Annotated in this window: 29 protein-coding genes; 6 read left to right on the top strand and 23 right to left on the bottom strand. The window is 41.8% G+C overall.

The genetic code is table 11. From position 1 onward, the window contains the following. Positions 1–14: 14 nt before the first annotated feature. Both fabF and CKW02_RS05650 read right to left on the bottom strand, forming a co-directional pair. Positions 15–1,256: a beta-ketoacyl-ACP synthase II gene (gene fabF / locus CKW02_RS05655; protein ID WP_003211631.1), complete on the bottom strand. Its 1,242-nt coding sequence runs from the start codon at positions 1,254–1,256 to the stop codon at positions 15–17. 21 nt (positions 1,257–1,277) lie between these two features. Further along, entirely contained in the window at positions 1,278–2,216 is a 939-nt protein-coding gene (locus CKW02_RS05650) for a beta-ketoacyl-ACP synthase III (protein WP_003212296.1), read from the bottom strand. 169 nt (positions 2,217–2,385) lie between these two features. On the opposite strand from CKW02_RS05650, the gene CKW02_RS05645 reads away from it, so the two are divergent. Beyond that, complete coding sequence (locus CKW02_RS05645) at positions 2,386–2,619, top strand: hypothetical protein (protein WP_003211181.1); 234 nt, start codon at positions 2,386–2,388, stop codon at positions 2,617–2,619. A gap of 10 nt (positions 2,620–2,629) precedes the next feature. Here CKW02_RS05645 and CKW02_RS05640 read toward each other — a convergent pair whose 3' ends face one another. From CKW02_RS05640 to CKW02_RS05625, 4 genes are all read right to left on the bottom strand, one after another. Beyond that, positions 2,630–2,827 (bottom strand): ComZ family protein, encoded by a 198-nt coding sequence (locus CKW02_RS05640; RefSeq protein ID WP_003211983.1) that lies wholly within the window; start codon positions 2,825–2,827, stop codon positions 2,630–2,632. Positions 2,828–2,837: 10 nt separating this feature from the next. Beyond that, positions 2,838–3,800 carry a BMP family ABC transporter substrate-binding protein gene (locus CKW02_RS05635; protein WP_003211430.1) on the bottom strand — a complete coding sequence of 321 codons (963 nt, stop codon included), beginning with the start codon at positions 3,798–3,800 and terminating at the stop codon, positions 2,838–2,840. Positions 3,801–3,890: 90 nt separating this feature from the next. Continuing rightward, complete coding sequence (locus CKW02_RS05630) at positions 3,891–4,466, bottom strand: hypothetical protein (protein WP_003212131.1); 576 nt, start codon at positions 4,464–4,466, stop codon at positions 3,891–3,893. A gap of 75 nt (positions 4,467–4,541) precedes the next feature. Then, the gene (locus CKW02_RS05625; protein WP_003211061.1) at positions 4,542–5,282 is read right to left on the bottom strand and encodes a hypothetical protein; all 741 of its coding nucleotides are present in this window, start codon (positions 5,280–5,282) and stop codon (positions 4,542–4,544) included. Between the two features lie 211 nt (positions 5,283–5,493). On the opposite strand from CKW02_RS05625, the gene CKW02_RS05620 reads away from it, so the two are divergent. Beyond that, positions 5,494–5,688, top strand: a complete 195-nt coding sequence (locus tag CKW02_RS05620; protein ID WP_003211779.1) for a YjzD family protein — start codon at positions 5,494–5,496, stop codon at positions 5,686–5,688. A gap of 116 nt (positions 5,689–5,804) precedes the next feature. Here CKW02_RS05620 and CKW02_RS05615 read toward each other — a convergent pair whose 3' ends face one another. From CKW02_RS05615 to CKW02_RS05555, 13 genes are all read right to left on the bottom strand, one after another. Next, positions 5,805–7,070 carry an MFS transporter gene (locus tag CKW02_RS05615; protein WP_003212461.1) on the bottom strand — a complete coding sequence of 422 codons (1,266 nt, stop codon included), beginning with the start codon at positions 7,068–7,070 and terminating at the stop codon, positions 5,805–5,807. Between the two features lie 170 nt (positions 7,071–7,240). Continuing rightward, positions 7,241–7,420, bottom strand: coding sequence for a YjzC family protein (locus tag CKW02_RS05610; RefSeq protein WP_003211282.1), 180 nt, complete (start codon positions 7,418–7,420; stop codon positions 7,241–7,243). 102 nt (positions 7,421–7,522) lie between these two features. Then, complete coding sequence (gene argF, locus CKW02_RS05605) at positions 7,523–8,473, bottom strand: ornithine carbamoyltransferase (RefSeq protein ID WP_003211887.1); 951 nt, start codon at positions 8,471–8,473, stop codon at positions 7,523–7,525. Continuing rightward, positions 8,470–11,550, bottom strand: coding sequence for a carbamoyl-phosphate synthase (glutamine-hydrolyzing) large subunit (locus tag CKW02_RS05600; protein WP_003211243.1), 3,081 nt, complete (start codon positions 11,548–11,550; stop codon positions 8,470–8,472). Before CKW02_RS05600 ends, argF begins: the two co-directional genes overlap by 4 nt. Further along, the gene (locus CKW02_RS05595) at positions 11,543–12,604 is read right to left on the bottom strand and encodes a carbamoyl phosphate synthase small subunit (RefSeq protein ID WP_003211597.1); all 1,062 of its coding nucleotides are present in this window, start codon (positions 12,602–12,604) and stop codon (positions 11,543–11,545) included. The genes CKW02_RS05600 and CKW02_RS05595 overlap by 8 nt, the downstream gene beginning before the upstream one ends. A gap of 69 nt (positions 12,605–12,673) precedes the next feature. Continuing rightward, positions 12,674–13,825 (bottom strand): acetylornithine transaminase, encoded by a 1,152-nt coding sequence (locus CKW02_RS05590; RefSeq protein WP_003211045.1) that lies wholly within the window; start codon positions 13,823–13,825, stop codon positions 12,674–12,676. Further along, positions 13,822–14,598: an acetylglutamate kinase gene (gene argB / locus CKW02_RS05585; RefSeq protein WP_003212449.1), complete on the bottom strand. Its 777-nt coding sequence runs from the start codon at positions 14,596–14,598 to the stop codon at positions 13,822–13,824. The genes CKW02_RS05590 and argB overlap by 4 nt, the downstream gene beginning before the upstream one ends. A 14-nt stretch (positions 14,599–14,612) precedes the next feature. Continuing rightward, positions 14,613–15,833: a bifunctional ornithine acetyltransferase/N-acetylglutamate synthase gene (gene argJ / locus CKW02_RS05580; RefSeq protein WP_003211940.1), complete on the bottom strand. Its 1,221-nt coding sequence runs from the start codon at positions 15,831–15,833 to the stop codon at positions 14,613–14,615. Positions 15,834–15,853: 20 nt separating this feature from the next. Then, positions 15,854–16,891 carry an N-acetyl-gamma-glutamyl-phosphate reductase gene (argC, locus tag CKW02_RS05575; protein ID WP_034620058.1) on the bottom strand — a complete coding sequence of 346 codons (1,038 nt, stop codon included), beginning with the start codon at positions 16,889–16,891 and terminating at the stop codon, positions 15,854–15,856. Between the two features lie 137 nt (positions 16,892–17,028). Continuing rightward, a complete protein-coding gene (locus CKW02_RS05570; RefSeq protein WP_003211053.1) occupies positions 17,029–17,577 on the bottom strand; it encodes an MFS transporter in 549 nt (182 codons plus the stop codon). Beyond that, positions 17,574–19,019 carry an FAD-binding oxidoreductase gene (locus CKW02_RS05565; RefSeq protein ID WP_003210873.1) on the bottom strand — a complete coding sequence of 482 codons (1,446 nt, stop codon included), beginning with the start codon at positions 19,017–19,019 and terminating at the stop codon, positions 17,574–17,576. Before CKW02_RS05565 ends, CKW02_RS05570 begins: the two co-directional genes overlap by 4 nt. 122 nt (positions 19,020–19,141) lie before the next feature. Further along, positions 19,142–19,450 carry a metal-sulfur cluster assembly factor gene (locus CKW02_RS05560; RefSeq protein WP_003211530.1) on the bottom strand — a complete coding sequence of 103 codons (309 nt, stop codon included), beginning with the start codon at positions 19,448–19,450 and terminating at the stop codon, positions 19,142–19,144. A gap of 45 nt (positions 19,451–19,495) precedes the next feature. Further along, entirely contained in the window at positions 19,496–20,281 is a 786-nt protein-coding gene (locus tag CKW02_RS05555) for a prolyl oligopeptidase family serine peptidase (protein WP_003211340.1), read from the bottom strand. Positions 20,282–20,417: 136 nt separating this feature from the next. Between CKW02_RS05555 and CKW02_RS05550 the strand changes: the two genes are divergently transcribed. From CKW02_RS05550 to CKW02_RS05540, 3 genes are all read left to right on the top strand, one after another. Beyond that, positions 20,418–21,230 carry a Cof-type HAD-IIB family hydrolase gene (locus CKW02_RS05550; RefSeq protein WP_003211732.1) on the top strand — a complete coding sequence of 271 codons (813 nt, stop codon included), beginning with the start codon at positions 20,418–20,420 and terminating at the stop codon, positions 21,228–21,230. 88 nt (positions 21,231–21,318) lie between these two features. Continuing rightward, positions 21,319–21,468 (top strand): hypothetical protein, encoded by a 150-nt coding sequence (locus tag CKW02_RS05545; RefSeq protein WP_003211909.1) that lies wholly within the window; start codon positions 21,319–21,321, stop codon positions 21,466–21,468. Then, positions 21,465–21,656 carry a DUF3813 domain-containing protein gene (locus CKW02_RS05540; protein WP_003211719.1) on the top strand — a complete coding sequence of 64 codons (192 nt, stop codon included), beginning with the start codon at positions 21,465–21,467 and terminating at the stop codon, positions 21,654–21,656. Before CKW02_RS05545 ends, CKW02_RS05540 begins: the two co-directional genes overlap by 4 nt. Positions 21,657–21,868: 212 nt before the next feature. Here CKW02_RS05540 and CKW02_RS05535 read toward each other — a convergent pair whose 3' ends face one another. Next, entirely contained in the window at positions 21,869–22,324 is a 456-nt protein-coding gene (locus CKW02_RS05535; protein ID WP_003211396.1) for a BsuPI-related putative proteinase inhibitor, read from the bottom strand. Positions 22,325–22,338: 14 nt separating this feature from the next. Further along, the gene (locus CKW02_RS05530; protein WP_003211320.1) at positions 22,339–23,181 is read right to left on the bottom strand and encodes a YitT family protein; all 843 of its coding nucleotides are present in this window, start codon (positions 23,179–23,181) and stop codon (positions 22,339–22,341) included. Positions 23,182–23,321: 140 nt separating this feature from the next. On the opposite strand from CKW02_RS05530, the gene CKW02_RS05525 reads away from it, so the two are divergent. Then, on the top strand, positions 23,322–24,179 hold the full coding sequence (locus tag CKW02_RS05525; protein WP_003211090.1) for a DegV family protein: 858 nt from the start codon (positions 23,322–23,324) through the stop codon (positions 24,177–24,179). A gap of 48 nt (positions 24,180–24,227) precedes the next feature. On the opposite strand, the gene CKW02_RS05520 is transcribed toward CKW02_RS05525, so the two are convergent. Both CKW02_RS05520 and CKW02_RS05515 read right to left on the bottom strand, forming a co-directional pair. Next, the gene (locus CKW02_RS05520) at positions 24,228–25,877 is read right to left on the bottom strand and encodes a methyl-accepting chemotaxis protein (RefSeq protein WP_003211094.1); all 1,650 of its coding nucleotides are present in this window, start codon (positions 25,875–25,877) and stop codon (positions 24,228–24,230) included. Then, positions 25,874–26,851 (bottom strand): BMP family lipoprotein, encoded by a 978-nt coding sequence (locus tag CKW02_RS05515; RefSeq protein ID WP_034620059.1) that lies wholly within the window; start codon positions 26,849–26,851, stop codon positions 25,874–25,876. The genes CKW02_RS05520 and CKW02_RS05515 overlap by 4 nt, the downstream gene beginning before the upstream one ends. Positions 26,852–26,978: the final 127 nt, after the last annotated feature.

Genomic DNA, 26,978 nt, shown 5'->3' with positions numbered 1-26,978 from the left:
CTTCTTAGGAAATATTACGCTTCGTATTTTTTAAAGATAATTGTCGCATTATGTCCGCCAAAGCCAAGTGAGTTACTTAGAGCCACTTGTACTTCTTTTGAACGTGCTTCATTTGCCACATAATCAAGATCACATTCTTCATCCGGTGTTACAAGGTTAATGGTTGGAGGAATAACGCTGTCTTTAATCGCAAGCACAGAGAAAATAGCTTCTACTCCACCTGCTGCGCCAAGTAAGTGACCTGTCATCGATTTTGTCGAACTGATCGCAAGCTGATTCGCATGCTCTCCGAACACTTCTTTAATCGCCATTGTTTCAAATTTATCATTGTACGGTGTGCTTGTTCCGTGGGCATTGATATAATCAATTTCTTCCACAGACAAACCAGCATCTCGAATCGCTTCTTTCATTGCGCGTACGCCGCCTTCTCCGTTTGGAGCCGGTGCTGTAATATGATACGCATCTCCAGTTGATCCATATCCAACAATTTCTGCATAAATCGTCGCGCCACGTTTTAATGCATGCTCAAGTTCTTCAAGAACGACAATCCCTGCACCCTCACCCATCACAAATCCGTCACGGTTTTTGTCAAATGGACGGCTTGCTGTCTCTGGATCAGGATTTGTCGAAAGAGCTTTGTTCGCACAGAAGCCAGCAAACGACATTTTTGTTAACGGCGCTTCTGTTCCGCCTGTGATCATCGCATCTGCATCTCCGCGCTGAATGACTTTAAATGCATCACCAATTGAGTTTGTTCCTGTTGCACATGCTGTTACAGTACAAGAGTTAACCCCTTTTGCGCCAAGTGCAATTGAAATTTGGCCTGTTGCCATATCTGGAATCATCATTGGAACGAAGAACGGGCTTACGCGTCTTGCCCCTTTATTTGAATACACTTCAAACTGCTCTTCAAATGTTTCAAGTCCGCCAATACCAGATCCAACCCATACACCAACACGCGGTGCGATTTCATCTGTGATTTCAAGACGTGAATCTTCTAGCGCCTTTTGAGCAGCAACGACTGCATATTGTGTGAAGCGTGCCATTTTTCGTGCTTCTTTTTTCTCCATGTAATCTTCAATGTTAAAATCTTTTAATTCTGCAGCCACTTTTGCTGTATATTCACTTGAGTCGACACGTGTGATTGGTCCAACTCCTGATACACCTGCTAAAGCATTTTTCCATGTTGATTCTACATCGTTGCCAAGAGGTGTCAAAGCACCCAATCCTGTAACAACTACTCGTTTTTTATCCATTAATTTGTGCACCTCACTCTTTTATCGGCCCCATCGCATAGCGATTGCGCCCCACGTTAATCCGCCACCAAAACCTACCATTACAATCACATCGCCGTCATGAATTTTTCCGGCTTCGATTTCTTCACATAGTGAAATCGGAATGGATGCTGCTGATGTGTTTCCATATTTATGGACTGTCTTCGACATTTTTTCAACTGGCAGCTCTAGGCGTTCGCGGGCTGCTTCCATAATGCGAATATTTGCTTGATGCGGGATCAAGAAGTCAACGTCTTCTTTTGATAGTCCAGCTTTTTCGATGACGTTTACGCTTGACTCGCCCATTTGTCTTACAGCAAATTTAAATACTTCTCGTCCATTCATGATTGTATGATCTTTTTCATCTAAGTACAAGTGCTTACCGCCTCTTCCATCGGCTCCAAGCTCAAATGAGAGAATTCCTTTCCCTTCGCTGACCTCTCCTAACACAGCAGCACCTGCTCCATCTCCAAACAGAACAGCAGTATTGCGGTCATCCCAGTCGGTAATGCGAGAAAGTTTTTCAACGCCAACGACGAGCACGTGCTTGAACGTACCTGATTCGATAAATTGTTTTCCAGTAACAAGCCCATACATAAAGCCAGCACACGCAGCGCTAATATCCATTGCACATGCTTTATGTGCACCGAGCTGCTCTTGAATCATACAAGCGACTGTCGGAAATGATTGATCTGGCGTGACTGTCGCCACAAGAATCATATCGATATCTTCTGCAGCTACATTTGCGTCAGCTAATGCTTTTTTTGCAGCAGCAAGCGCCATATGTGATGTATTGACATCATCAGAAGCAATTCTTCTTTCTTCTATACCTGTTCTAGTACGAATCCATTCGTCAGAAGTTTCAACCATTTTTTCTAAATCAAGATTTGTTAACACTTTTTCAGGTATATAGCGGCCAAGGCCAATAATTCCAGCATTCATTGAATAAGACTCCTTTTACTCATACGAGCATGTGATATTGTGATCTTATATTAGTATCTGGTACTAATTTTAACTTATTTTTTTCTCCTTGGCAATACAAACGTCTAACCTTTCCTCTCACTTTTTTCATAGATTATTGATATACCAATAGTAGAAAGGAGCATTTGATATGGCGCAAAAAGATATTTTTTCGGCTATGATGTTTGGACAGCCGCTTGAAAAGGAGAAAAGCAAGAAAGAAGCAAAGGAGGAACGCGTGGAGACAACTTCAAGTGAAGAGTCCATTGACTACATGCATGTCATGAACCAAATTGGGAACATTATGAACTCGATCGATGAGCTGAAGCCTGTGTTTAAAGATGTTGGCCCTATGATTAGTGCCTTCAAGAAAAAATTATCATAAAAAAAAGCCACTATTCTGTGGCTTTTTCTGATTCTGCATCTGCTTTTCCAAGCTCATATGCCTCTTGCATAACAGATGTAAACAATGATAAAAGCGGCTGAAGAGCTTCGGGCTCAAGCTGAATACCTGCTTTATCTAATTCTTCTTTTGCCTGCGGAAAATACTTCATGGCAATTTGTAAAAACTCCATCGATTTTTCGTGCTGCATCGCCTGATCCTCACTTTTCATTTGGCAGTTTGCCAGTTTTTTTGTAAGACGCAATATCACTTTCAATGTCTTTCAAAAAAGCACGGTCAATGGTGGAACTAAATTTCCCCATTTCGATCACTCCTTCTTTAAAGTCAAAGGAGTACTCACCTTGTGCATTTAGCTTGCCTTCATTAAATTTCTTCGCAATAATACTATACGCTTTATCCACATGCTGGACTGTGCTTGTTAAGACGGTATGGCTGCCGAGGTTGGATTGATCGGTGACATATCCGATCGCTGATAAATTATCGGCTTTGATTTGTTCAATGACAGGGATATTATAACCATCACCTGCTGGATATACAACATCTACGCCCTGTTTTTTCAATTTTTGATAGAGCTCCACGGCTTTGTCCGCATCATCCCAGTTTTCAACAAACTCGGCAAGCACTTGTACATGTTCATCTTGATATTTTGCACCTTTAATAAAGCCGTCTACTTCGCTTTGCCAATCATATGTAGCAAGAATACCAATCTTTTTTGATTTTGACATATGTGCTGCTGTCATGCCTCCAAAAAAGCCCATCGCTTCACCTTTAAACGTCACATTCGCAACATTATCCGCCTGAGGCTTGTTTCCATTTACCGTGATAAATTGTGTTTTCGGATAATCTTCACTAATGATGTTGAAAATTTCGCTGTATTCACTGCCATGGCCAATAATCAAATTGACTCCTTTTTTGTGAAATTCTTCAATGGCATCAACGATTTTCTCTTTGTCGACCATTCCTTCCTTATAATAAACATCTACACCAAATGTTGATTGAATATTTAATAAGCCTTTATAACCTTTCGTTCCCCAAACTTGATCATTAATTGTATCGGGGACGAGTAAACCCACCTTCTCAATCTGTCCTTTTAAAGGTGCCTGTGAGCAGGCAGATAATAGGAGAAGGAACGAAAAGATCATGACAAGCCGCTGATACTTCATGCCATGTTCAACTCCCTTTGCCACATGCAGGCATGAACCTGTATGTTAAATATAGGTTTATTTTATACTGAAAAAAGATAAGATGGAAGATCATTCTTGCTTTTTGTCGAAAAATGTTGAGTTTTGTCTTTTCCATTCTGCCATCATTTCTTCTGCTTGTTTGTCATCTGTTTGTCTTTCTACCTTCAATTCATGTGTTATTTCCTGTCTTTGTTCAGAGCCTGATGCCCACTTGAACAAATCCCTTGCTACATCTTCTACAAAAAATGCCTCATCACGCTTCGTTCTTTCTTTATCAAGTGTCCATGGTCCAAACATACGAGGAAGAATAACAACCGGCACTTTCTGATTGGATGATTCGTCTTCGTTTTTTTCGTAAAGAACCTGGTACATGCCATGCGCCGCTTTCAAGTCTTCCTGTCTTTTATCTGGTTCTTCTGATTGAATAAAGATCAGATCATACGTGTCTTTCCCATCCTGAAGGTCAATGACACGGAAAAGATCATTTCTGCCAAGCCACATCATTCGTTCTTCTAATAACCTCTTTTGCTCTTCTGTTTGCTCATGAGGGCATGTGATATCCATTTGAATGCCCTCTTTCATCATATATTCACACAGCGCTAGGCCAAAAAATTCATCTGCCCCTATGATCAGTCCTGTCTCCATGTCCATGTCCCCTTTTTTAGCTTATCGAATAAAAAGAAGAGCCCTTTCCATGAAGGGCTGTTATCATCCTATTCATCACAATTCTCTTTCATGCGATTTATAAAACTTGTGAATGGATTGAAAGATTCTTCTCGGATGATCAAACATATGCAAGGTGAGATCGATCTGACAATGCTCTGGATTCTTCATGTGCTGATCAATAAAAGGCTTTGCATGCAGTTCATATGCATAGGGTGCACCGTTTAGTCTTTGCCATATGTGAATCGGTACATGAGCAGAATGAACAGGGCAAGCTGGGAGCGGATACGTTTCCGCTTCCTTTTCAGAGCAGCCGTAGCTCTTCGCTAATTCTTTGATTAGCTGTTTATAAAAGAATTTGTGTTCCTTTTCTCTTTCCCGTTGTGCATAGAGATGCAGACATGGATTCACCATCGCAATGGATCTTAGCACTTCTGGCATCTCTTCAGCAAGGCTCATAGCAACGAGTGCACCCATCCCCTCTGCCAGCACATGAATTTCCCGGTTTAATATTTCTTGTTTTAATGTGTGATGAACGAGCTGCTTTGTACTAAAAACAGCATCTTCGCATCCCCAGTGATTCCCATGAAGATGACTATTAAACAATGTATATCCTTCATCCTTTAAGGCAGTTAAAAGCTGGTTTCTTCCATAGTGCTGAAGCCAGAATGATGTATTTTCCTGCACAAAGTGATTTCGGTCACCGAGGATAAGAATGCCAAAGCCATTTGGTTTTTGAGGAAGGTGAATGACGTTCCACTGGGAACCAAGCTGGAAAAACCGTTCGCTTACACCCATATGGCCAGCCTCCTTTCAGTGATTCTGCTTTCTATCATATGAACAACAACTCTTGTAGGAATAAGGAAATCCCCTAATGACAGAAGAATTCTTTTTATTTTTATAGAAGAAGGTCTAAAAATGGTCACATAAAGGCTAAAACAGTCTTTTCCCCTCACTCGTATCTATGGTATGATAATTAATAGATTGTTACATAAAGGACGGTGGGATTATGCATTATATTATCACCCTCATTTGGACTTTTCTGCTGACACATATGGCTGGTTACATCGTTGCTTCGATGAATGGCGCTGCTTATGACTTTACTTTGACTTCTATTCTTGCAGTGGTGTTTACGGTTATTTTATTCATCTTTGCTGAAGTAAGTCCAATGAAAGAAACGGAAAGTTCAACAAAACACTCTTAATACGTAAGAGATGAATGCGAGAAAGAGCTAAAATGATCTTGATTTTAGCTCTTTTTCTTTTTGCTTGAAAAGCGGTACGCTAAAACCCCCTGCAGCTACAGGGGGTTTTTTATTGATTACACCTCGACGGTTTCGGACTTCTGTTTGTCTGCTGTCAAATGGCTTTTCGCAAGCCCTGTAAACAGGAAGATCGCGATACCTGATAAAATTTCAAGGACCCCGCCGCCAGCAATGACAGGTCCCGCTCCAAATCTTTCTGCCAGAACGCCTGATACGACAGCTGCAAACGGGAGGAAAACATTTGATGAAGCATTGATCACCGCGTATACTTGCGGCTGATCATCTTGGTCGACAGACGTTTGAATAATGACCATTTCCGGTACATTGATCGCACTAACGGCGGCACCGAATATAAAGGAAGCTAGTAGAACGACTGGCAGCCATGTACTCATCCCTGTGATAAAGAACGCAGCTCCTTCAATCATACCAGCGACAATAAAGAACAAACCAAATCTCTTAATTTTTATCTTCGCCAGAGCAAAGCCCATCATAAACGCGCCGACTGCAGCAACACCTCTTAAAATGGAATACACCATAGAATCGCTTTGCAATGCTTCTGCTACGTATACAGCAGATAGTGCCTGCCACGGAGCTGCAGCGACATTCATTAAAATACAATACAGCGTCAGTGCAAATAAAATGTGATGATTTTTGACGACGAGAAACCCTCTTTTTAAGTTATAAAAATATGTATTCTTTGCTTGTTTTATACCTGCTGCTTTGTCTTCAGCGGTTTTCTTTAATTTAACACCGATAATAAACAGGCCGGATATGATGAATAAGGCAGTGGTGATGAGCAGGGTATCTGCAGGTCCGATTAATTTGACTAAGAGACCAGCGACCATGACTGCTGCAAGTGCGACAATTTCAAAAGAAGATTGCAGGATGGCATTTGCTTTTTGAATCAGATGCTTCGGTACAATCTGCGGTAAAATCGCCACCGAGGCTGGGTTATACGCTGCACCTGTTGCCGATTGAATAACCATTAATGAGATCAATAACCATAATGGCAATAGATGCGAAAAATGCAGTAGCGGAATAATGAGTACAATGGTTGCTCGAACGACGTCTGAAGCGAACATCCATTTAGACAAATGGTGCTTTTTCATAAGAGGTCCTAGTATTGGGGCTAGCAAAGATGAAGGAAGTACGGTTACTGCTAGGAGAAGTCCTGTACCGAGCGCTCCATCCCCTCTCAAAATCAATAGCCAAAGGACGGATGTAAAAGCAAAACTTTCTCCTGTGTTTTTAATGAGTCTTGATATGAATAATGAGGTGAAGCGTTTATTCCAAACACTTTCACTGAGATTCATCTTTTCCATCACACAAATCCTTTCAACTAGTTAATCTCACTTACATATTTTACCTTAAATTCTCTTTTATTCATACTATTTATTTGAAAATTTGAACTTAATTGTTTTTTATTATAAAGAAAAAAGAGGCATGACACATGCCTCTAAAGACTTATTCCAGCCGACTCTTAGTCAATTGCTTATGGCTTTCTCTGATAGGTCCAAACACGGTTATGGTTCGAGTTATCCGGAAAGACGTCGCCTGCTTGAAGCTTAATCTTTAAAGGATCTTTCACCATACTGCCGGTTTCACCGATCTCGACATACACACCATTATTTGGTGCTTTATTCCCTGATTTAAACTGATGCTGCTGACCCATTTCCATCCTCCTTTCTCGATGATGTTATTATGTCCCGTGACTTGCTTCTCCAATCCTTTATGCAAAAAGTCCCTGCTCCTACGAGTCAGGGATGCTTTTCATTTATTTGGTTTGTTGATACATGAGCTCTTTGATTAATGCTTTTTGAACATGCAGGCGGTTTTCTGCCTGCTGAAATACTTTTGAGTGCGGTCCGTCAATAATGTCTGCTGTCACTTCTTCTCCGCGGTGTGCCGGGAGACAATGAAGGAAAATATAATCCTTTGCTGCATGACGCATTAGTGCGTCATTGACTTGATATTCTTTAAATTCAGCAAGGCGTTTCTCTGTTTCTGCTTCCTGCCCCATGCTTGTAAACACATCGGAATAAATGACATCTGCATTTTGGACAGCAGCGACAGGGTCTGTCGTAACGATGACTTCTGCGCCTGATTGTTTTGCAAACTCACGTGCTGTGTCTGTTACTTCTTGAAGTGGTTCATAGCCTTTTGGTGATGCAACTGCAATATCACAGCCTAGCTGCGCACAGCCAACCATCAAGGAGTGAGCTACGTTATTTCCGTCACCGATGTAGGCGACTTTGATTCCTTTTAATGTTCCTTTTGCTTCTTTTATCGTCAATAAATCAGCAAGTGCCTGGCATGGATGGGAGTAGTCAGTCAGTCCATTGATGACAGGAATGGACGCGTATTGTGCCAGCTCCTCGACCTTCTCATGTTCAAAGGTTCGAATCATAATGCCGTCTACATAGCCAGACAGCACCTGCGCTGTATCACTGATCGTTTCTCCTCTGCCGATTTGCAAATCATTTGAGCTGAGGAAGAGCGCATGTCCCCCAAGCTGCGTCATTCCCGCTTCAAACGACACGCGGGTTCTAGTTGACGATTTTTCAAAGATCATCGCTAACGTTTTCCCTTTGAATAAATCTTGGTATGGGTTTTGTTTCATTTCTTCCGCTTTTTCAATTAAATAAGCAATGTCATTGATTGAGAAATCTTTTAATGATAAAAAGTCTTTTCCGTATAATGTCGGTTGCACGTCAACTTGACTCATGCCGTCACTTCCTTTTTGTATAATTCTTGGAGCGATACTGGTGATACATCTCCATTTTTTCCTTGCAGGAATGCTTGAACTGTTTCATATTCTGTTAGAACTTGGACGCCGTGTGTGAGTGCTTTTACGCGTTGCTCTTTTGCCTCTTCATCTTCGCCTAAATGGATATGAAGGGATTTATCTTCGTTTTGCAGCCAAGTGTCAAAGCTGTCCGTCCAGACGTCAAAGCCTGCATGTTTTGCTTCATCTACCAATTGTTCACTGCCTTTTATAAAGAGGCTACCTTTCTGATGCCAGATCGACGCAAACACTTTTTTCAAGGCGCTTTCGGCGTTTTTGCCTACACACATTCCTTCTCCTGTCGCTTTCATTTCAGGTGTCAGCTTTAAGTCAATATCTTGAATGGCATGTGATGAGAAGACTGGGAATTTGACCGCTGTTCCCCCTTTGTTTTTCGTTACTGGGTTCAGTTCTTCAAGCGTTGCACCAGCTAGTAATTGAGTCGCAAGTGGAATCATGTCAATGCCCATCACCTTGCTGACAACTGGAACGGTCCGGCTCGCCCGCGGATTCACCTCTAGTACAAGCGCCTGATCCCCTTTGATCACAAATTGGATATTCATAATGCCCTTAAACGCTAATTTCTTCGCTATTTGTTCGGACGCAATATGCACCTGCTGTTTGATGTCCTCGCTGATGGAGACACTTGGTAAGATGGCAAAGCTGTCACCTGAATGGACGCCTGCTTTCTCAATATGCTCCACGATCGTTGGGATGAAGGTCGTTTTTCCGTCAGAAATCAGATCCACTTCAACTTCTTTTCCAGTGACATACTCATCAATTAAAATTGGATACGGCAAATGATCTGGCTGATCAAGTAGTGACGTCAAATGCGCTTCTGACTGGACAACAATCATTCCCATTCCGCCAATGACATACGATGGGCGAATTAACACAGGGTAACCGATGCTGTTAGCATGCGTGAGCGCTTCTTCTTTTGAATGAGCTGTATTTCCTTTTGCATGAGGTAGGTTCAGTTCATCAAGAAGCTGATAGAACAGATCACGATCTTCCAGCGCATCTAGCGTGTCAAAGGATGTACCTAACAACGTAATGCCCGCTTTTTCTAAGCCTTCTGCTACATTGATGGCAGTCTGTCCGCCAAATTGAACGATGACGAAATCAATTTGCTCTGCTTCCACAACGTTTAAGATGTGCTCTAATGTAATGGGCTCAAAATATAAACGATCTGCGATTTCATAATCCGTACTGACCGTCTCTGGATTGTTGTTCATCATGATCGTTTCAAAGCCAAGCTTTTGCAGGGTAAGAACGCCATGCACCGCACTATAGTCAAACTCGACTCCTTGCCCAATTCGAATTGGACCAGAGCCAATGATGAGTGCACGCTGTTTTGTTTTCTCTTGATGCTCTCCATCACTTTTGCCAAAGTATGTGGAATAGAAGTAGTTCGTTTTTGCATCAAATTCCGCTGCACATGTGTCGACAATCTTAAATGAAGCCGTAATGCCATATTCTTGACGAAGCTGTCTAATAGCCTCTTCACTATTGCCTGTTAGAAGAGCAATCGTTTCATCAAGGAAGCCCTTTTCCTTTACCTTTTTCAAGATGTCTTTGGAGAGCGTTCCTTCATGGTTCTTCAATTCCTGTTCGAGCGTGATCATATTGTTGAATACATGTAAGAAGAATAGATCGATTTTCGTCGCTTGATGGATCGCTTCAACCGTTTCCTGTCTTGAAAGAAGTTCCATGACAGCAAAGAAACGTCGATCGTCTGGTGTTTTGACAAGCTCAAATAGTTGTTCAGTCGATTGATCTTTCAATTCTGACAGGTGGAAACCCTTTGTTTTGATTTCAAGAGAGGCGACCGCTTTTTGGATGGCTGACTCTAAATTACGGTCAATCGCCATGACTTCGCCAGTCGCCTTCATTTTTGTACCTAATTGCCGATCTGCCTGTTTAAATTTATCAAACGGCCAGCGCGGGAATTTCACGACGACATAATCGAGTGCCGGCTCAAAACTAGCATAAGTTGTGCCTGTGAGCGGGTTTTTCAGTTCGTCTAGTGTATAGCCTACCGCAAGCTTTGCTGCCATTTTAGCAATCGGATAGCCCGTTGCTTTTGAGGCAAGAGCAGATGAACGACTAACCCGCGGATTCACCTCAATGACAAAGTATTCTTTACTGAGTGGATCAAGGGCGAATTGGATGTTGCATCCCCCGACTACATCGAGTGCTGAAATGATTTTCAGGCTTGCTGAACGAAGCATTTGATAATCCTGGTCTGTTAATGTTTGCGAAGGTGCAACGACAATCGAATCTCCTGTATGCACACCAACTGGATCGATATTTTCCATATTACAAACCGTAATACACGTATTTTGACGGTCTCTCATGACCTCATATTCGACTTCTTTAAAGCCCGCAATGCTTTTTTCAACTAAACACTGATGAATCGGGCTCGCTAAAAGGGCTCCTTCAATGAGCGGTTTAAACGCTTCTTCTGTTAAAGCAATTCCGCCGCCCTTACCGCCAAGTGTGTATGCTGGTCTTAGAATGACTGGGAAGCCTACTTCTTTTGCAAATTGAAGGGCATCCTTTGCATTATCCACAATTTCACTATCTGGCACAGGTTCGTTCAACTGCTTCATGAGAGCACGGAATTTCTCTCGATCTTCACCGTTTTCAATTGTTTCAACTGACGTTCCGAGCAGGGTTACCCCGTGCTTTTTCAGCACACCGGCTTTTTCGAGCTCGACAGCAAGGTTTAAAGCGGTCTGTCCGCCAAGGTTGGCTAAAAGACCATCTGGTTTTTCCTTTTCGATGATTCTTGTCACTGAATCAACTGAAAGCGGTTCAAAATAGATTTCATCAGCAAATGATTCGTCTGTCATAATGGTTGCTGGATTGTTATTCACTAAAATCACTTTGTAGCCCTCTTCTTTTAGGGCCATACATCCTTGTGTTCCTGAGTAATCAAATTCAGCTGCCTGACCAATGATGATTGGACCAGACCCGATGACTAGAATGGTTTGTATGCTTTGATCTTTAGGCATGTGCAACTTCTCTCCTTGCTTGTTTCACTTTCTCAATAAAATCATCGAATACCCATTCACTTTCAGCAGGACCTGGGTGTGCTTCTGGATGAAATTGAACTGACATAATGAGCTTCTCTTTATGAATGAATCCTTCGACAGATCCATCATTAACATGAAGGAATTTCACGTCCACTTCTTTGTCATTCATGCTTTTTTCATTCACCACATAGCTGTGATTCTGACTTGTCATGAAAACACGTTTGGATTCTGTATCTTGTACAGGGTGATTCGCCCCGCGGTGGCCAAATGGAAGCTTATACGTATCCCCGCCAAGTGCAAGAGCGATTAATTGATGACCTAAGCAGATTCCAAGTGTCGGGAAGGTCATCATGATGTCATGAATGGTTTTTAAATATGGCTTCATTGTTTTGGGATCTCCAGGTCCATTCGATAGCAGGACCGCATCTGGCTTCATTTCAAACACCTTTTCCAGCTGTTTGTACGGAATGACGGTTACTTTACAGCCGCGCGCTTCAAGCGAATCTGCTATTGATTTTTTAAAGCCAAAATCAATAAGCGCTACATGTTCCTCGCCGCTGCCTTGAGTGTAGATTTCATCCTCTGTCACCTGTGCGATCACATTGTCTTGTTTCATGGCCGGCGGTGTTTCGTTTTCGTCTACACTGATCACAGCGTTCATCGTCCCATTTGCCCGGATGTTTTGCACGACTGCACGTGTATCGGTATGAGTCAGAAGCGGAATGTTCCACTTCTGTAAATAATCTTTTAAGCTAACCGCTGCAAGATGGTGAGAGAAATGATCCGCTGCTTCATACACAACGACAGCTTTCACTTGTGGTTTTTTGCTCTCAAAGTCTTCATGATTAATGCCATAATTTCCGATGAGTGGATATGTGAAAACAATGATTTGTCCCTTATAGGAAGGGTCTGTGAGCACCTCTTGGTAACCTGTCATCCCTGTAAAGAAAACCACTTCACCTGTCATGCCAGCTTCTCCTGTCAGATCTCCTTCAAAAGAGGCTCCATCTTCTAAATTTAAATAACCTTTCATGCTTGTGTCACCCCAAATTGAATAATTAGTAATATAGATGCATTTTTATGCGTTTAGATGCAAAAAAATTTATACCGTCACTGTTTCATTTGCTAAAACATGAGTCATCGCTTCTATTGCTTGATCTATTTCTGCTTTTTCTACATTCAGCGGAGGCAATAACCGAATCACATTCGGACCAGCTGGAAGTACTAGCAACCCCTGTTCTCTCAGAGCTGTGATATAATCTCCGACTGGCTGATGACATTCAACCCCTGCCATCAATCCTTTTCCGCGTACTTCTTTTACGATATTCAGTTGTTTCAGATCTTGTAGTTTTTCTAGCAGATAAGCGCCTTTTTCTTTGACTTCTGTCAGAAACTCATCTTTGAAAATGACATCGAGTGTTGCATTCACAGCAGCCATGGCAAGCATATTGCCACCAAAAGTTGTTCCATGTGAACCTGGTGAGAATGCGTCTCCTAAAGCCTTTTTCCCGATGACTGCACCGACTGGGAAGCCATTTCCTAATCCTTTAGCAGAAGAGATAATATCAGGATCAAGTCCCGTCTGTTCGTATGCAAATGCTGTTCCTGTACGTCCAATACCCGTTTGAATCTCATCTACGATCAGAAGTGCTTCATGCTTTTGGCAAAACGCTTGAACAGCTTCTAGAAATTCTGTTGTCGCTGGATTTACGCCACCTTCTCCTTGCACAACCTCAAGCATCACCGCTGCCACATCATCGACTTCACATGCAGCAATAGCGTCTGGGTCATTAAACGGTACATAATGAAAGCCTTCCAGCATAGGGCCAAAGCCCGTTTTGATTTTATCTTGACCTGTAGCAGCCATACCAGCATACGTGCGCCCATGAAAAGAGTGCAAAAAAGTCACAATATTTGTTTTCCCTGTTGCTTTACGCGCTAATTTGATTGCACCTTCATTTGCCTCAGCTCCGCTATTACAGAAAAACACGAGATCCCCTGAACTGTTTGCAGCCAGCTTTTCTGCTGCTTTTTCCTGCAGCCCATTTTCAAATAGATTCGATACATGCCAGACGTGATCAAGCTGCTTCTTGATGGCTTGATTGACCTTTGGGTGATTATGACCGAGATTTGTGACCGCAATGCCTTGTATAAAGTCTAAATATTTTTTCCCATTTGTATCGAATGCCCAAGAACCTGCTGCCTCTTTAATTTCAACATTCCACCGTCCATAAGTTTGAAAGAGATGACTCACAGGACCGCCTCCTTTTCCTTCACAATTCTTGTTCCTTTAAAGGTTTCCCCTGTAAAGATACTGCCTTTGCCATTGACGATCATGACTTCATCCACATCTCTTGATAAAGCACTCAAAGCGGATTGCACTTTTGGAATCATTCCCCCGGAAATAATGCCTTCATCAATGAGCGTGAGAGCTTCTTGTTCGGTGACGACATCTAATAGCTCGCCATTTTTTAAAATGCCTTCCACATCTGTAACAAACATGAGCTTATCAGCTTTCATCGCTCCTGCGACAGCTGATGCTGCTAAATCAGCGTTTACGTTTAACGTTTGGCATTCCTCTGTCATAGACAGTGGTGCAATCACAGGAATAAATTGTTTTTCCATTAATGCTTCTGCCATCTCTGGATGCACTTCTTTGATTTCACCAACGTACCCGTACACGTCTTGATTAAGAAAATCAGCGACAAGCATCTGACCATCTTTCCCAGACACGCCGACAGATGAGATATCATGCTTTGCGAGCTCTGACACAAAGTATTTATTGACCGTTCCCGAGAGGACCATTTCGGCTACCTCTAATACCGGCTTCGTTGTTTTGCGCTGCCCGTCAACAAATTCTGTTTTCACTTCTAATTTTTGCAGCATGCTAGTGATTTCAGGGCCTCCGCCATGGACGATAGCCAGCTTAAACCCAGCAGCTTGAAGTGAGCGGACATTTTCGTAAAAGGTATCTGAAAGTTCTCGAATGACACTGCCTCCACACTTGAATACGATCGTTTTATCCATGTCTATCTCCTTCATTATGTGCGATAGCTCGCGTTAATTTTCACATAATCATAGGTAAGGTCACAGCCCCATGCCGCTGCCTGACCATTCCCCTCATTCATTTGAATCAAAATCGTGATCTCATCCTGCTCTAAATACGCTTTTGCTTCCTCTTCTGAGAATGGCTGCGGTTCATTATGTTTAAACAGACATTGTCCACCTAAATACACTTCTACCTCTTGTGGTGTGACGGACGCTGCGCTATGGCCAATCGCTCCAATGATACGCCCCCAGTTGGCGTCGGTGCCGTATACGGCTGTTTTCACTAGACTTGAACCGACGATTTTCTTCGCTATGATGCCGGCTTCTAAATGATTTTTAGCGCCAGCGACTTGCGCTTCAATTAATTTCGTTGCACCTTCTCCGTCTCTAGCAATCTCTTTGGCAAGATCCTCACAAGCTAGCTTTAATCCTTCTTTGAACAATGGCCATTCTGGATGCTCTTCATTTAGCACATCATTTTCTGCCATGCCATTTGCCATCACGAGTACCATATCGTTTGTCGATGTTTCTCCGTCGACAGTAATTTGATTAAAGGTCACATCGGTAATATCACGCAGTGCATTTTGCAGAGCGTCTTGTTCGACATTTGCATCCGTTGTCACGAAGCCAAGCATTGTTGCCATATTTGGATGAATCATACCTGAGCCCTTCGCTGCACCTGAAATGAGAATCTCTTTGCCGTTTATCGTCAGGGTGTATGTTGTGTTTTTAATGACTGTATCTGTCGTTAAGATTGCCTCTTCAAAATGACCATTTCCTGCTTTTGCTTCTTTCAGCTGAGTGATGCCTTTTTTAATTTTATCCATATCCAGACACTCTCCAATGACACCAGTAGAAGAAACAGCAATGTAATCAGGTTCTACCCCTAACATATCTGCGCAGGCTGCCTGCATTTCGTATGCGTCCTTTAAACCTTGCTCACCGGTACATGCATTGGCGATAGCACTATTGACAATGACCCCTTTTAATTGCCCTGTCTTTTTTAAGCTTTTCTGAGTGACTTGTAGAGGCGCAGCTTGAAAGTGACTTTGTGTGTATACCGCTGCACTCGCTGCCGGCACTTCACTGACGATCAGTCCGAGGTCTTTTTTTGAATAACGTAATCCAATATGAATCCCCTTTGCTTCAAAGCCTTTTGGTGATGATACGTCACCGTCTATTTTAACAATGCTTTTTTCATTCAATTCGATCATGTTTGTTGTCTCCCCTGTTCTTATGGATAGAGAGGTGTCATTGTGAGGCCCGCCTCTTCATCTAAGCCTTTGATGATGTTGAAGTTTTGAACCGCTTGGCCGGCTGCACCCTTCATGAGATTGTCGATCACAGACACAATCGTGAGTCTGCCTGTACGTTCATCTAAATGAAAGCCAATGTCACAGAAATTACTGCCGTATACTTCCCTTGTTTGCGGATACACCCCGTGATCTCTCACTCTGACAAAATAGGAATCTTCATAAAAGCCTTTCATATGCTTCATCAATTCCTCTTTTGTGATATCTGATTTCAGCTGGGTATACATCGTCGCCATAATCCCCCTTGTCATCGGGACAAGGTGCGTTGAAAATGTGATATTCGCCGTGTGCGGATTCCATTCTCTTAATATTTGCTCTATTTCAGGTGTATGTTGATGTTCATTTACCTTATAAATTTTGAAGTTGTCGTTTAGCTCTGAAAAATGCGTTCCAAGTGAGGCAGATCGTCCTGCACCGGACACTCCTGTTTTTGCATCTATGATGATCATAGATTCATCGATTAGATTCTGTTTCATCAGCGGTGCTAAACCGAGAAGAACTGCGGTAGGGAAGCACCCTGGATTTGCAATAACTTCAGCCTGCTCAATCGTTTCACGATTCAATTCAGATAACCCGTACACAGCTTGTTGAACAGATGCTTGATCAGCTGCCCTTCGTTTATACCAAGCTTCATAGGTTGCACCGTCTTGAATGCGCAAATCACCTGATAAATCAATGATAGGCACTCCTTGGTTCATGAGCTTCGGTGTGAGTTCACTTGATACGCCTGCTGGTGTCGCTAAAAACACAGCATCTGTTTCTCGCACAATGGCAGCAGGATCAATGGCTTTTAATGTTTGATCAGTAATCGTTGTTAGATGCGGATAAGATTGACTGTATAATTGCCCATCACCACTCGATGAATACAATATACATTCATCCACGTGTGGATGTTGCTTGAAGATACGAACTAATTCCGCACCACCGTATCCCGTAGCACCTATAATACCTATTTTCAACGTCAATACACCCTCTTGATCTTTGTGAAATTATTTAACATTATAACATGTATAAAAATTAATTCAATTGTATATTTAATATTTCTTTTCATTTTTTTTCATAAAAAAATCCACATATCTACGTGAGATATGCGGATTTATCTTTCATATTTCATCAAGATGATCATGAGAGCACTGCATAAATATATGATAGAGCTTGCATAAAAAATGAAGTAAACGGTGAAGAAATCTGCAAACAGGCCGCCAAGCATAATTGCTATCGATGAAAAAAGAGCTGTCCAAAAATGATAGCGGCCGACCTCCTTCATTCTTTTATTCTCTGTTGTCAGTTCCGTAACGATGAGTTTTTCCCCGTGCTTTTGAAAGCCGCCTAGTGCACCAAGTGCCAGCTGAATCATATACACTTGCGCGACTTCTGTTATATGCGGAAATAGCAGCAAAAGAAATGCCATACCGAACGAATGAATAATCAAAAAGAGCCGCCTATCGGTGGTTTCGGGCAGTTTCCCTAAAAGTAAATGAATAAACGCTCCGCTTAAACCAAACAGGCCATAGGCAAGACCAAACTGAGAGTAGCTTGATCCAACATTTTTAATAAAAAGAATGTAAAAAGGGAAAATCAAACTGCTGGCGAAAAACAGCAGACTTTGTGAGTAGACGAACCATTTCATTGCTTTTGCATTCATTGTGTATTGTACCTTTCATAAAAGTAATTGATAAACCTGCCGTCCGGATCTGCTTGCTTTTTCTTTTGGAAGAACACATCCGTTTTAGGATACGCCTGTTTCATTTGTACCTTCGTTTGATAAGGCATGTACGGTAAGTAATAGCTTCCATGGTGCCGTAGCGTGATATCTGTCATTTGCCGGATGATCCGCTCTGCTTCTGCCTTCTCTTCTTTCTTAAAACCATAATTCACTAAAAGAACAAGGGCAAACATATCTTCTTTCGCATATGAGAGATCCGCTTTTTCATTTTTTTGTACGTAGCGTATTGTGATGTTCATTAAATTCAATTCTTCCTGTTGTAAATAGCTTCTCATGTCATCGATATACGCACGAAAGCGGTCGACTGGGACGAAATATTCCTGCAGTACATCTGTGTCTGACTCATTTTCATAGTCTAAAAAAGCAGAATCTGAGCGCATCACATTATTTCTTGTGATCAGCTGATCATTTTGACTTTTGAAATACTTCTTTTGCAAATTCCATAGCAGATCTTTCCCCATATCAAACCTTCTTGAAAGACCGAGCATAAATTTTAGTGGCATAACGAGTTGATCCTCTTTCAGCTCTTGATATGATTCGATCTCTTGTTGTGAAGTGAGGGAATAATTCGTCACATACATCTCTTTCAAAAAGTTTGTTTTCGCTGTTGAAATTCTGGCAAGATGCATGCGTACTTGTTTATTTTGTTTGACATGTTTTTGAAAATAATCACTGTATTCGCGATAATCTAGAGAGGTTGTCTCCATTTTGTATAATTCATCTCTCGTTAACGAAAGCTCAACATCTAAAATGACGCCGAACAAACCATATCCGCCAATCACGGCAGTAAACAAATCATCGCCCGGCTTCACTGTAACGATCTCCCCATCTGCCTTAAGCAGCCTGAAAGAACGAACGGTGTCAATGAGTGATCCGTAGCGAATGTCACGTCCATGTGCGTTTGCACTGAGGGAACCGCCAATCGTAAAGATATTCTGTGATTGCATGACCTTCACTGCAAGACCATATGGGTTGACATATCTTTGTATATCATCCCATGTAGCGCCGCTTTGGACACAGATGGTTTTCTTTTTTTTATCAAATGCTAAAATTTGGCGGAATTCTGTCATATCGAGCACGATGCCATTTTCATAATACGTATGGCCGCCCATGCTATGCTGTTTGCCGGCAATGGATATCGGCAGGTTTTTTACTTTCGCTTCTTCTACTACTTCTTTTAAAGTATCTATTTCTTTACCTTGAACGACTTTTTTTATTTTAATGGGCATGAGATGACTGACATCTGTAAACGCCTCAAGATCTTGTTTTTTGTGTGCTTGCTCCTCGCGGATGGTGATTGATGTAAAAAATGCAGCAGCGTATCCCATTAAAAGAACAATCCATAACCATTTTAGTTTCATTATGAGGTACTCCGATCTGTCATATTACACCCATTATATCAATCCATTCTCTTCCTCCACCTTATTTTTTCATAAAAAAACCTGGCATGAGTTCAACTCATACCAGGCATTTTCATTTGTGCTTATTGAATACCGAGCGCGATTTTTGCGTATCTTGACATTTTGTCTCGTGTCCAAGGCGGATTCCATACGATGTGAACTTCTGTTTCTTTCACTTCTGGAAGATCACTTAATGCTTTTTTCACTTCATCCACGATAACTGGTGCAAGGGGACACCCCATTGATGTTAAGGTCATCGTGATATCCGCTTTTCCATTCTCATCAAGATCGACATCATAGACAAGTCCAAGGTTGACGATGTCGACATTCAGCTCAGGGTCAATCACCTGTTCTAGGGCGCCTAAAATATTTTCTTTCAATGCTTCATCCATGATATCCACTCCTTTTCCATTAGTATAACGTACTTTTTCTTTTGACTAAACGTTTGTGCTTTTCAGATGTGTCACAAACCAGTCAATCGTTTCAAACATTGCCTGTCTTGAGACCTTATGGCCAGCTTGTCCATCTGTAATAAAACGAATCAGGTGCGGATCTTCTTTATATTGGGTTGCTGCTAACTCGTCATAAAGAGCTTTTGCATGCCGGTAAGGGACAACTGGATCGTTTTCTGCATGCCAGAATAACAGCGGTCTTTTGTTTAATCGATCTGTTTGCAGCGTTAAATCATAAGGACGCAGCGCGTCTAATTGCTGATGAACCTCTTCGTCTGTAATGTCTTTCATCAACCCTTTGTTCCGCATGTTCATGATTTGTGCTTGTAGGAATGTCGTATATTTCGGACTGCCCATCAAGCTAACTGCCGCTTTAATCCAATCATGCTTGGCGAGTGCACCAAAGGTCGTGATGCCGCCCATGGAAGTACCTGCAACACCGATCAGATCGGCTTCAATCAATTGTTTTTCTTGAAAATATGTTTTGAGTATATCGATTTCACGTATTTCGTTCAGGACAATTTCCCAGAACCTTGACGCCAGTTCCTCTAAGCTGAGGTTTTCTGATCTTACACCATGATAAGCACAGTCAGGCAAAATCACTCTCATGCCTTTTTCCGCCAAATGAAAGGCGAAGTGTAAGTTGTGCTCGCGTGCACTTGTAAATCCGTGTATAAAAAATACAAGCGGCAGCGGTTTGTTTTTATTTTCAGCTTTTACGATATGTAAAAATGGAATATCGCGCGCAATTTGCTCATCAATGGTGATCACAGCCTATGAATCCTCCTTTATCATTCCCGTCTTTGTTTATTTTAACATGTAGACAACAAAGATGTGATAAAGATACACTATAGATAGAGGCGCCGCAAGAATTGCCTCCTATCACTTACAGATCAAAGGAGATTTTATGGAGACTCAACCTTATCTAATCGCACTTGACCTGGATGGCACGTTATTAAAAGATGATAAAACCATCTCTACACACACACTTGACGTCATTCAAAAAGTGAAAGACAGCGGGCATCATGTCTGTATTTCAACCGGACGGCCATTTCGTTCCAGCTCTCCTTATTATCAGCAATTACAGCTTGATTCACCCATTGTGAATTTTAATGGAGCGTTTGTCCATCATCCTCTTGATGAAAAATGGGGAAGATTTCATACGTCACTTGATCTTCAAGTCGTTAAACAGCTTGTAGACATTAGTGAGGAGTATAAAGTACACAATGTGCTTGCTGAAGTGTTAGACGATTTGTATTTCCATTATCATGATGAGAAGCTCATTGATATATTTAATATGAATGCAAATAAAGTTACTGTTGGAGACCTTCGGGACAACCTCGGAGAGAATGTGACGAGCGTGTTAATTCACGCAAAAGAAGAGGACGTCGGAGCCATTCGAAGCTATTTATCAGATGTTCATGCAGAAGTGATTGATCATAGGCGATGGGCTGCCCCGTGGCACGTGATTGAGATCATTAAAACAGGCATGAACAAGGCCGTTGGACTGCAAAAGATCAGTGATTATTACGGCGTTCCACAGGAGCGGATTGTGGCATTCGGAGATGAAGACAATGATTTAGAAATGCTTGAATTTGCTGGATGCGGTGTGGCTATGGGCAACGGAATCGATGCCGTGAAACGTGTTTCAAATGAAGTCACTGATACAAACGAACAAGATGGAATTGCAAAGTTTCTAACGAATTACTTCTCGCTTTAATTTTTCCATTCATACATAGCAGATGGAAGCGGGCATACTACCTTTAGACAGGTTGTCCTGTCAGCTTGTGTAAAGGGGCGGATTCCGAATGGGTAAAAGAAGCAAATCGAAACGCTTTATACAACAAGGTAAAGATTCAATCAGTCTGCATGACGCACGTTTTCCTTATCGTTCTACGCTTGAAGAAGCGTCTGGCAGAGAAAACATGAAGACTGATGCTTCTGGAGGTTCATTGTGAGAAACGAACTTTTTGATCAAGCCAAATCATTTACTGAAGAAGCCCTTACTTCTTCATTTCCATCTGGGTTAGAGCGTCAACAGGCGGTCAAACGAGCCAAAAATGCCGTATCATCTGCATTTGCCAATTCGACAGATGCAGAAAGAAACCAGCTGCATACCTTCCAAGACTTGCTAGATGATCTCTAACATAAAAGAAGCTGTCCATCACTGGACAGCTTTTAGATTGTTGACAAGGGGCTAAAATGATCTTTATTTTAGCCCTTTGTCTTTTTTTCAGCGTGACATGAAAACCTTTGCAGCCCTAGGAAGGGCGAGGAGCGGAGCGAATTTGACATTCGTGAGCACCGGAGCGCAGACCTGACAACGAATGCGAGGGTTTGTCTACACGCTGAAAGCACTTATTTCACTTGGAACGTTTTCTTTTCCGTGATTTGCTTCAGCCCTTCTGCTTTTCCTTTAAATGTGACGACCGCTTCATACGTTCCCGGCTTGACACCATTTGACCACGTATCTTGAAAATCATAGGCTTCGCCTTTCTGTAGTACAAATGATTGGATGGCCTGAGTGAACATACGGTCTTTTGAGTAGCGGTATTGTTCATTTCCGTTTTCATCATACACACTGAGTTCGAATTTCTGGCTTGTGTTAAAGGTAAATTCAATATCTCGATCTGATTCATTTTTCAGTGACATGTTAAATTGAACCGAAGAACCTTTCTGGACGGGGTCTACTGTGAGTACAACCGTTTTTTCTCCCATTTGACCTGATACCTCCTTGTTTGGTTCATCCTTTTTTTGTTGTCCACAAGCGGTTAAAATCAATACAACGAGAAGAAGCACCAACCCTTTTTTCATTCGCTACCCACCTTTTAATCTCGTCTGAAAAATCCAAGAATATTAGTTGTTTGCACAATATTTGTAAAGGCTTTTGGATCGACTTCTTTAATAATTTGTTCAAGTTCATACAGCTCATACCTTGTAATGACGATCACCATCATTTCTTTTGGCTCATTGGTAAAAGCTCCCTTTGCAGGTACAGTCGTAATACCTCTGACCATTTTTCCATAAATGGCTTCCTTGATTTCATCAGCCTTCTTCGTCACAATCATCGCGGTCAGCTTCTCATGTCTTGTATGGATGGCATCAATGACCCTTGTGGTCACATACAATGTGACAAGGGTATATAATGCTTTCTCCCAACCTTGTAATAATCCTGCTGTAAAAATGATGATACCATTTAAAATGAAGAAATACGTACCGACTGGTTTATCCTTCCACTTCGCTAAGATCATGGCTATGATGTCGAGTCCGCCTGTCGATGCCCCGAATTTGAGCGTGATCCCAATCCCTACTGCGGATATCACGCCGCCAAACACAGCATTTAGTAAAATATCATGTGAAACACTCGTTTCTGGTAAGATGCCGAGGAAAATGGTCGTCAGTGCCACACTGATGATGCTGTAAAACGTAAAGGAACGGCCCACTTTCATCCAGCCTAAAATGCCGACTGGAATATTTAAAATAAATAATAGAATCCCTGTGGATACATAAAATGGCGCATATTGATCCATTAAGCTGGATAACAGCTGGGCTACCCCTGTAAACCCACTCGCGTATACATCAGCTGGGATTAAAAATAAATTCAGTCCAATCGCATTGAGCAGTGCACCAATGACGACGACAATGAGTTTTTTTGCTTCTCCGATGAACATATTGTCATTCCTCCACTTACCATTCTCTCTATGGTTTTCCCTAAAATTTAGAATTTGAACACGAAAAGTTGATTTCTGTGATATAGTTAGGCTAAAAAGTTGTAAAATATGGCTGATTTTTTTAGAAAGAAGGGATTTTGATGACTGTTCATATCATAGCAGACAGTGCTGCTGATCTGCCTCTTTCTTATTATGATGAACATAACATGACGGTTATTCCGCTCCGTGTATTGCTTGGCGAGCAGGAATTTGAAGATTTGGTCACCATTGAACCAAAACAAGTATTTGATGCGATGAGACAAGGTGCCAGCCCAAAAACGTCACAAGCTTCACCAAACCGAATCAAAGAAGCCTTTGTTTCTCTCGCACAAACCCATACATCTGCAATCTATGTTGCCTTTTCATCAGAGCTTTCTGGTACATATCAAACCGCTGTGATGATGGCAAACGAAGTGAAGGAAGAATACCCTGATTTTGATTTACGAATCATTGATTCTAAATGTGCTTCACTCGGCTATGGGCTTGCTGTCAAACACGCTCAATCACTTGCCATTGACGGAAATACAATACAAGAAATTGAAACGTCTGTAAAGCATTTTTGCGAATCTTTACAACATATTTTTACTGTAGACGATTTATCGTATTTAGCAAGAGGCGGAAGAATTAGTAAAGCGTCCGCATTTGTTGGCGGTTTATTGAGTATTAAGCCCATTTTACACGTCGAGGATGGAAAGCTCATCCCCCTTGAGAAAATCCGCGGACGTAAAAAGCTGTTGAAACGCATTATTGAATTGATGAAAGAACGTGGAACGGATTGGTCAAATCAAACTGTTGGCATTAGTCATGGTGATGATCCTGCACTTGCAGAAGACATGAGACAATTGATTGAAGCCGAATTTCATCCAAAAGAAATTGATATTCAGATTGTCGGCGCAGCTGTTGGGTCCCATTCAGGCCCAGGTACGCTTGCCATCTTCTTTACAGGCAAACCATCATAAAAAGCACCCTTCCCTGACACATCACGGGAAGGGTGCTTTTCTTATGACTTATGAAAGTTTAAAACGGTGGACGGTTTCATTTAACCTTGCCGTCATACTCATCAGTTCTTCTACCTGTTTGTTCATTTGATGGAAAGATTGCAGCTGTTCATTGGCCGAGGCAGAAATTTCTTCACTGCCAGCTGCTGTTTCTTCTACAACCGCACTAATATTTTCAATCGAGTTGAGTACTTGTCCGCCAAGCTCTGTTGATTGAACAATTTGGTCATTTAAGACCGCCATTTCTCGTTTAATGTGCTGCGCTTTTGTTTCTATATCTTCAAAGGAGTGTGAGGTTTTGTCCATCGCATCCTGCTGTTGAAGTGAAAGCTTGACTCCTTCTTTAACAGTTTGACTAATGGATTGAATGCCTCTTTCAATATGACTGACCATATCAAAGATTTGTCTTGTAGCGTTAGATGATTCGTCGGCTAGCTTACGAATTTCATCTGCTACAACGGCAAAGCCTTTTCCAGCCTCACCTGCTCTTGCCGCTTCAATCGCTGCATTTAGCGAAAGTAAGTTTGTCTGATCCGCAATGTCAGAAACTGTTTTGGCCATAGCCGAGATCCCGCTAGCATATTGCGTGAATTCTCCTGCCGACTGCTCGATTTGCCTTGTGGCATGTGTATTTTTTTCAATCGCCGTTTTGGTTTCTGTTAACGTGTGCTTTCCACTTTCCACTGCTTCTATCGCATCCCCTGTACTTTGGATGACTGTTTGTGAACGTTCGGAATTTTTACGTCCATGCTGATCCATCTTTTCAATCAAGCTAACGCCATGCTGGAGATCCTCTGAAATGGCCTGTGACCCATTTGCCATTTCGTCTGTCGAGACAGATACTTGATTTGCAGATTCCATCAGCTTTTTGTTTTCATCATCTAATTGGATCGAGAATGTCTCTACTTGACTTGAGACATTACTGATTTCTTTAATCAAACTAATCAGTTGATCTGTCATTTGATTAAAGGATTCATTCAAGCCGCCGATTTCATCCTTACGCTGAATGTCCATTCGCTCGACAGCAAGGTTGCCTTCTGCGATCTGCTTCGCTCGGTAGGAAAGTGATTTAATCGGTGTCACGATGGATCTTGTTAATCCAATATTTAAAAAGACAGCAATGACAATCAGTGTGAGAGCTGCGACGAGTGCACTTGTGATGATCCATTGCACATTATCCGCTGTATTCTCTAGATTTTGTTTATATGCTTCTTCTGCTCTTTTATTCATTGTATGGATGTCGTTTAAAACACCATCAATTCTTGCAGCGACCCGTCTTGCATCCGATGCGTTTTTTTCACCAATGGCATTATTTGCTTCCTTAGTCCACGTGTCATATTTTGAATTTAACCTTGTTAATTCATCTTTATTTATATTTCCTGCGTGTTTGTTTAACGTTTGCAGCTGTTTTTTTGCTGTAGAAATACCGGTTTGAACAACCTCTAGCTGTTCATCAGAAAGAGTCATTGAATAATTGGTCATGGTTTGTTCGACGCTTTCAAAGCTTGCCTTCGTTTTTTGAACATTTAATAAGGCTTGAACTTCTGTTTCATTTGATGATTGGATCTTTGTCATACTGACAATGATAAAGGCGATGACGCCAACTGCTAAAAGAAGTGAGACGAGTGAGTTGAGTAAAATTTTGATGCGCAAGCTCATGATGCGTCCCCCTCATCTTTTAGCAATTGCTGCTTCAGTTCATTTACTTTTTTGGTCAATGTTTCAGCATCTTTGAGCACCCGAATTCTTGCCATATCGATTCCGTCATTGTTTAAGTCGTAGATAACATGCCCATTTTTGATTTGATTGCTCTTGACAAGCTGTTCGCTGAATTGATAGACCACTTCATCGACTTTTTTTACCATGGACGAAATCACCGCTTTTTCAGCGGTGTAGTACTGATCACTATCTACACCAATGGCATATTTGCCCTGCGCTTGCGCTTCTTTTAATACACCGACACCTGTATAGCCAGCTGCGGCATATAAAACGTCTGCTTTCTTTTTGATCATGCCTTTGGCTATTTTACTGCCTTTGTCCGCATCACTAAACGTATTAGCATAGGTGGATAAGATCTTGATGTTCGGATTCACTGATTTGGCGCCTTTTTGGAACCCTTTTTCAAAACGATGGATCAACTCCGCATCGACACCGCCAACAAATCCAATGACATCACTTTTCGTTGTCATTGCAGCAAGTGCGCCCGCTAAATAGCTGCCTTGCTCTTCTTTAAACGTCACGGAGGTCACATTTTTCAGCTCAGATACGGCATCGATGAGCAAAAAGTGCTTCTTCGGATATTTCTTTGCGACTTTTTCTAAGTCTTCTTGCATACTAAAGCCTACCCCGATGACGAGATCATTGCCAGCTTTTACAAGCTCGGTCAGTCCTTTTTCATATGTATCGGTTTCTGCAATTTCTCTATAATCAAATTCAATACCTAGGTCATCACGTGCTTTTTCTAATCCTTTAAACGATGAATCGTTAAATGATTGATCACCAAGACCATCATCTGTGAGCATAACGCCAATATGCTTCGCATTTGATGCTGGTGGTTCCCCTTGTTGATTGCTGCATGCGGCGAGCACCATAAGCACGGCTACCAACAGAAGCAATGAAATTTTCACTTTCATCCAAACACACACTCCTTTTGTCATCCTTACTCCTTTCTTATCGGATTTGAGAGGCGTTGTTTCAATGATTAAGTGAAGGTTTTTCAGCTTTTTTCATGACTTTTTTCACTAAAAAACCCATTATTTA

Source organism: Bacillus pumilus, from assembly GCF_900186955.1.
Lineage (GTDB): Bacteria > Bacillota > Bacilli > Bacillales > Bacillaceae > Bacillus > Bacillus pumilus.
The sequence above is the reverse complement of the archived record's forward strand: the minus strand, read 5'-3'. Positions and strand labels throughout refer to the sequence as shown.

Excerpts from the sequence above, each read along its gene's own strand:
- fabF (WP_003211631.1), bottom strand. The coding sequence starts at position 1,256 with ATGGATAAAAAACGAGTAGTTGTTACAGGATTGGGTGCTTTGACACCT.
- CKW02_RS05650 (WP_003212296.1), bottom strand. The coding sequence starts at position 2,216 with ATGAATGCTGGAATTATTGGCCTTGGCCGCTATATACCTGAAAAAGTG.
- CKW02_RS05645 (WP_003211181.1), top strand. The coding sequence starts at position 2,386 with ATGGCGCAAAAAGATATTTTTTCGGCTATGATGTTTGGACAGCCGCTT.
- CKW02_RS05640 (WP_003211983.1), bottom strand. The coding sequence starts at position 2,827 with ATGCAGCACGAAAAATCGATGGAGTTTTTACAAATTGCCATGAAGTAT.
- CKW02_RS05635 (WP_003211430.1), bottom strand. The coding sequence starts at position 3,800 with ATGAAGTATCAGCGGCTTGTCATGATCTTTTCGTTCCTTCTCCTATTA.
- CKW02_RS05630 (WP_003212131.1), bottom strand. The coding sequence starts at position 4,466 with ATGGAGACAGGACTGATCATAGGGGCAGATGAATTTTTTGGCCTAGCG.
- CKW02_RS05625 (WP_003211061.1), bottom strand. The coding sequence starts at position 5,282 with ATGGGTGTAAGCGAACGGTTTTTCCAGCTTGGTTCCCAGTGGAACGTC.
- CKW02_RS05620 (WP_003211779.1), top strand. The coding sequence starts at position 5,494 with ATGCATTATATTATCACCCTCATTTGGACTTTTCTGCTGACACATATG.
- CKW02_RS05615 (WP_003212461.1), bottom strand. The coding sequence starts at position 7,070 with ATGGAAAAGATGAATCTCAGTGAAAGTGTTTGGAATAAACGCTTCACC.
- CKW02_RS05610 (WP_003211282.1), bottom strand. The coding sequence starts at position 7,420 with ATGGGTCAGCAGCATCAGTTTAAATCAGGGAATAAAGCACCAAATAAT.
- argF (WP_003211887.1), bottom strand. The coding sequence starts at position 8,473 with ATGAGTCAAGTTGACGTGCAACCGACATTATACGGAAAAGACTTTTTA.
- CKW02_RS05600 (WP_003211243.1), bottom strand. The coding sequence starts at position 11,550 with ATGCCTAAAGATCAAAGCATACAAACCATTCTAGTCATCGGGTCTGGT.
- CKW02_RS05595 (WP_003211597.1), bottom strand. The coding sequence starts at position 12,604 with ATGAAAGGTTATTTAAATTTAGAAGATGGAGCCTCTTTTGAAGGAGAT.
- argB (WP_003212449.1), bottom strand. The coding sequence starts at position 14,598 with ATGGATAAAACGATCGTATTCAAGTGTGGAGGCAGTGTCATTCGAGAA.
- argJ (WP_003211940.1), bottom strand. The coding sequence starts at position 15,833 with ATGATCGAATTGAATGAAAAAAGCATTGTTAAAATAGACGGTGACGTA.
- CKW02_RS05570 (WP_003211053.1), bottom strand. The coding sequence starts at position 17,577 with ATGAATGCAAAAGCAATGAAATGGTTCGTCTACTCACAAAGTCTGCTG.
- CKW02_RS05565 (WP_003210873.1), bottom strand. The coding sequence starts at position 19,019 with ATGAAACTAAAATGGTTATGGATTGTTCTTTTAATGGGATACGCTGCT.
- CKW02_RS05560 (WP_003211530.1), bottom strand. The coding sequence starts at position 19,450 with ATGGATGAAGCATTGAAAGAAAATATTTTAGGCGCCCTAGAACAGGTG.
- CKW02_RS05550 (WP_003211732.1), top strand. The coding sequence starts at position 20,418 with ATGGAGACTCAACCTTATCTAATCGCACTTGACCTGGATGGCACGTTA.
- CKW02_RS05545 (WP_003211909.1), top strand. The coding sequence starts at position 21,319 with ATGGGTAAAAGAAGCAAATCGAAACGCTTTATACAACAAGGTAAAGAT.
- CKW02_RS05535 (WP_003211396.1), bottom strand. The coding sequence starts at position 22,324 with ATGAAAAAAGGGTTGGTGCTTCTTCTCGTTGTATTGATTTTAACCGCT.
- CKW02_RS05530 (WP_003211320.1), bottom strand. The coding sequence starts at position 23,181 with ATGTTCATCGGAGAAGCAAAAAAACTCATTGTCGTCGTCATTGGTGCA.
- CKW02_RS05525 (WP_003211090.1), top strand. The coding sequence starts at position 23,322 with ATGACTGTTCATATCATAGCAGACAGTGCTGCTGATCTGCCTCTTTCT.
- CKW02_RS05520 (WP_003211094.1), bottom strand. The coding sequence starts at position 25,877 with ATGAGCTTGCGCATCAAAATTTTACTCAACTCACTCGTCTCACTTCTT.
- CKW02_RS05515 (WP_034620059.1), bottom strand. The coding sequence starts at position 26,851 with ATGAAAGTGAAAATTTCATTGCTTCTGTTGGTAGCCGTGCTTATGGTG.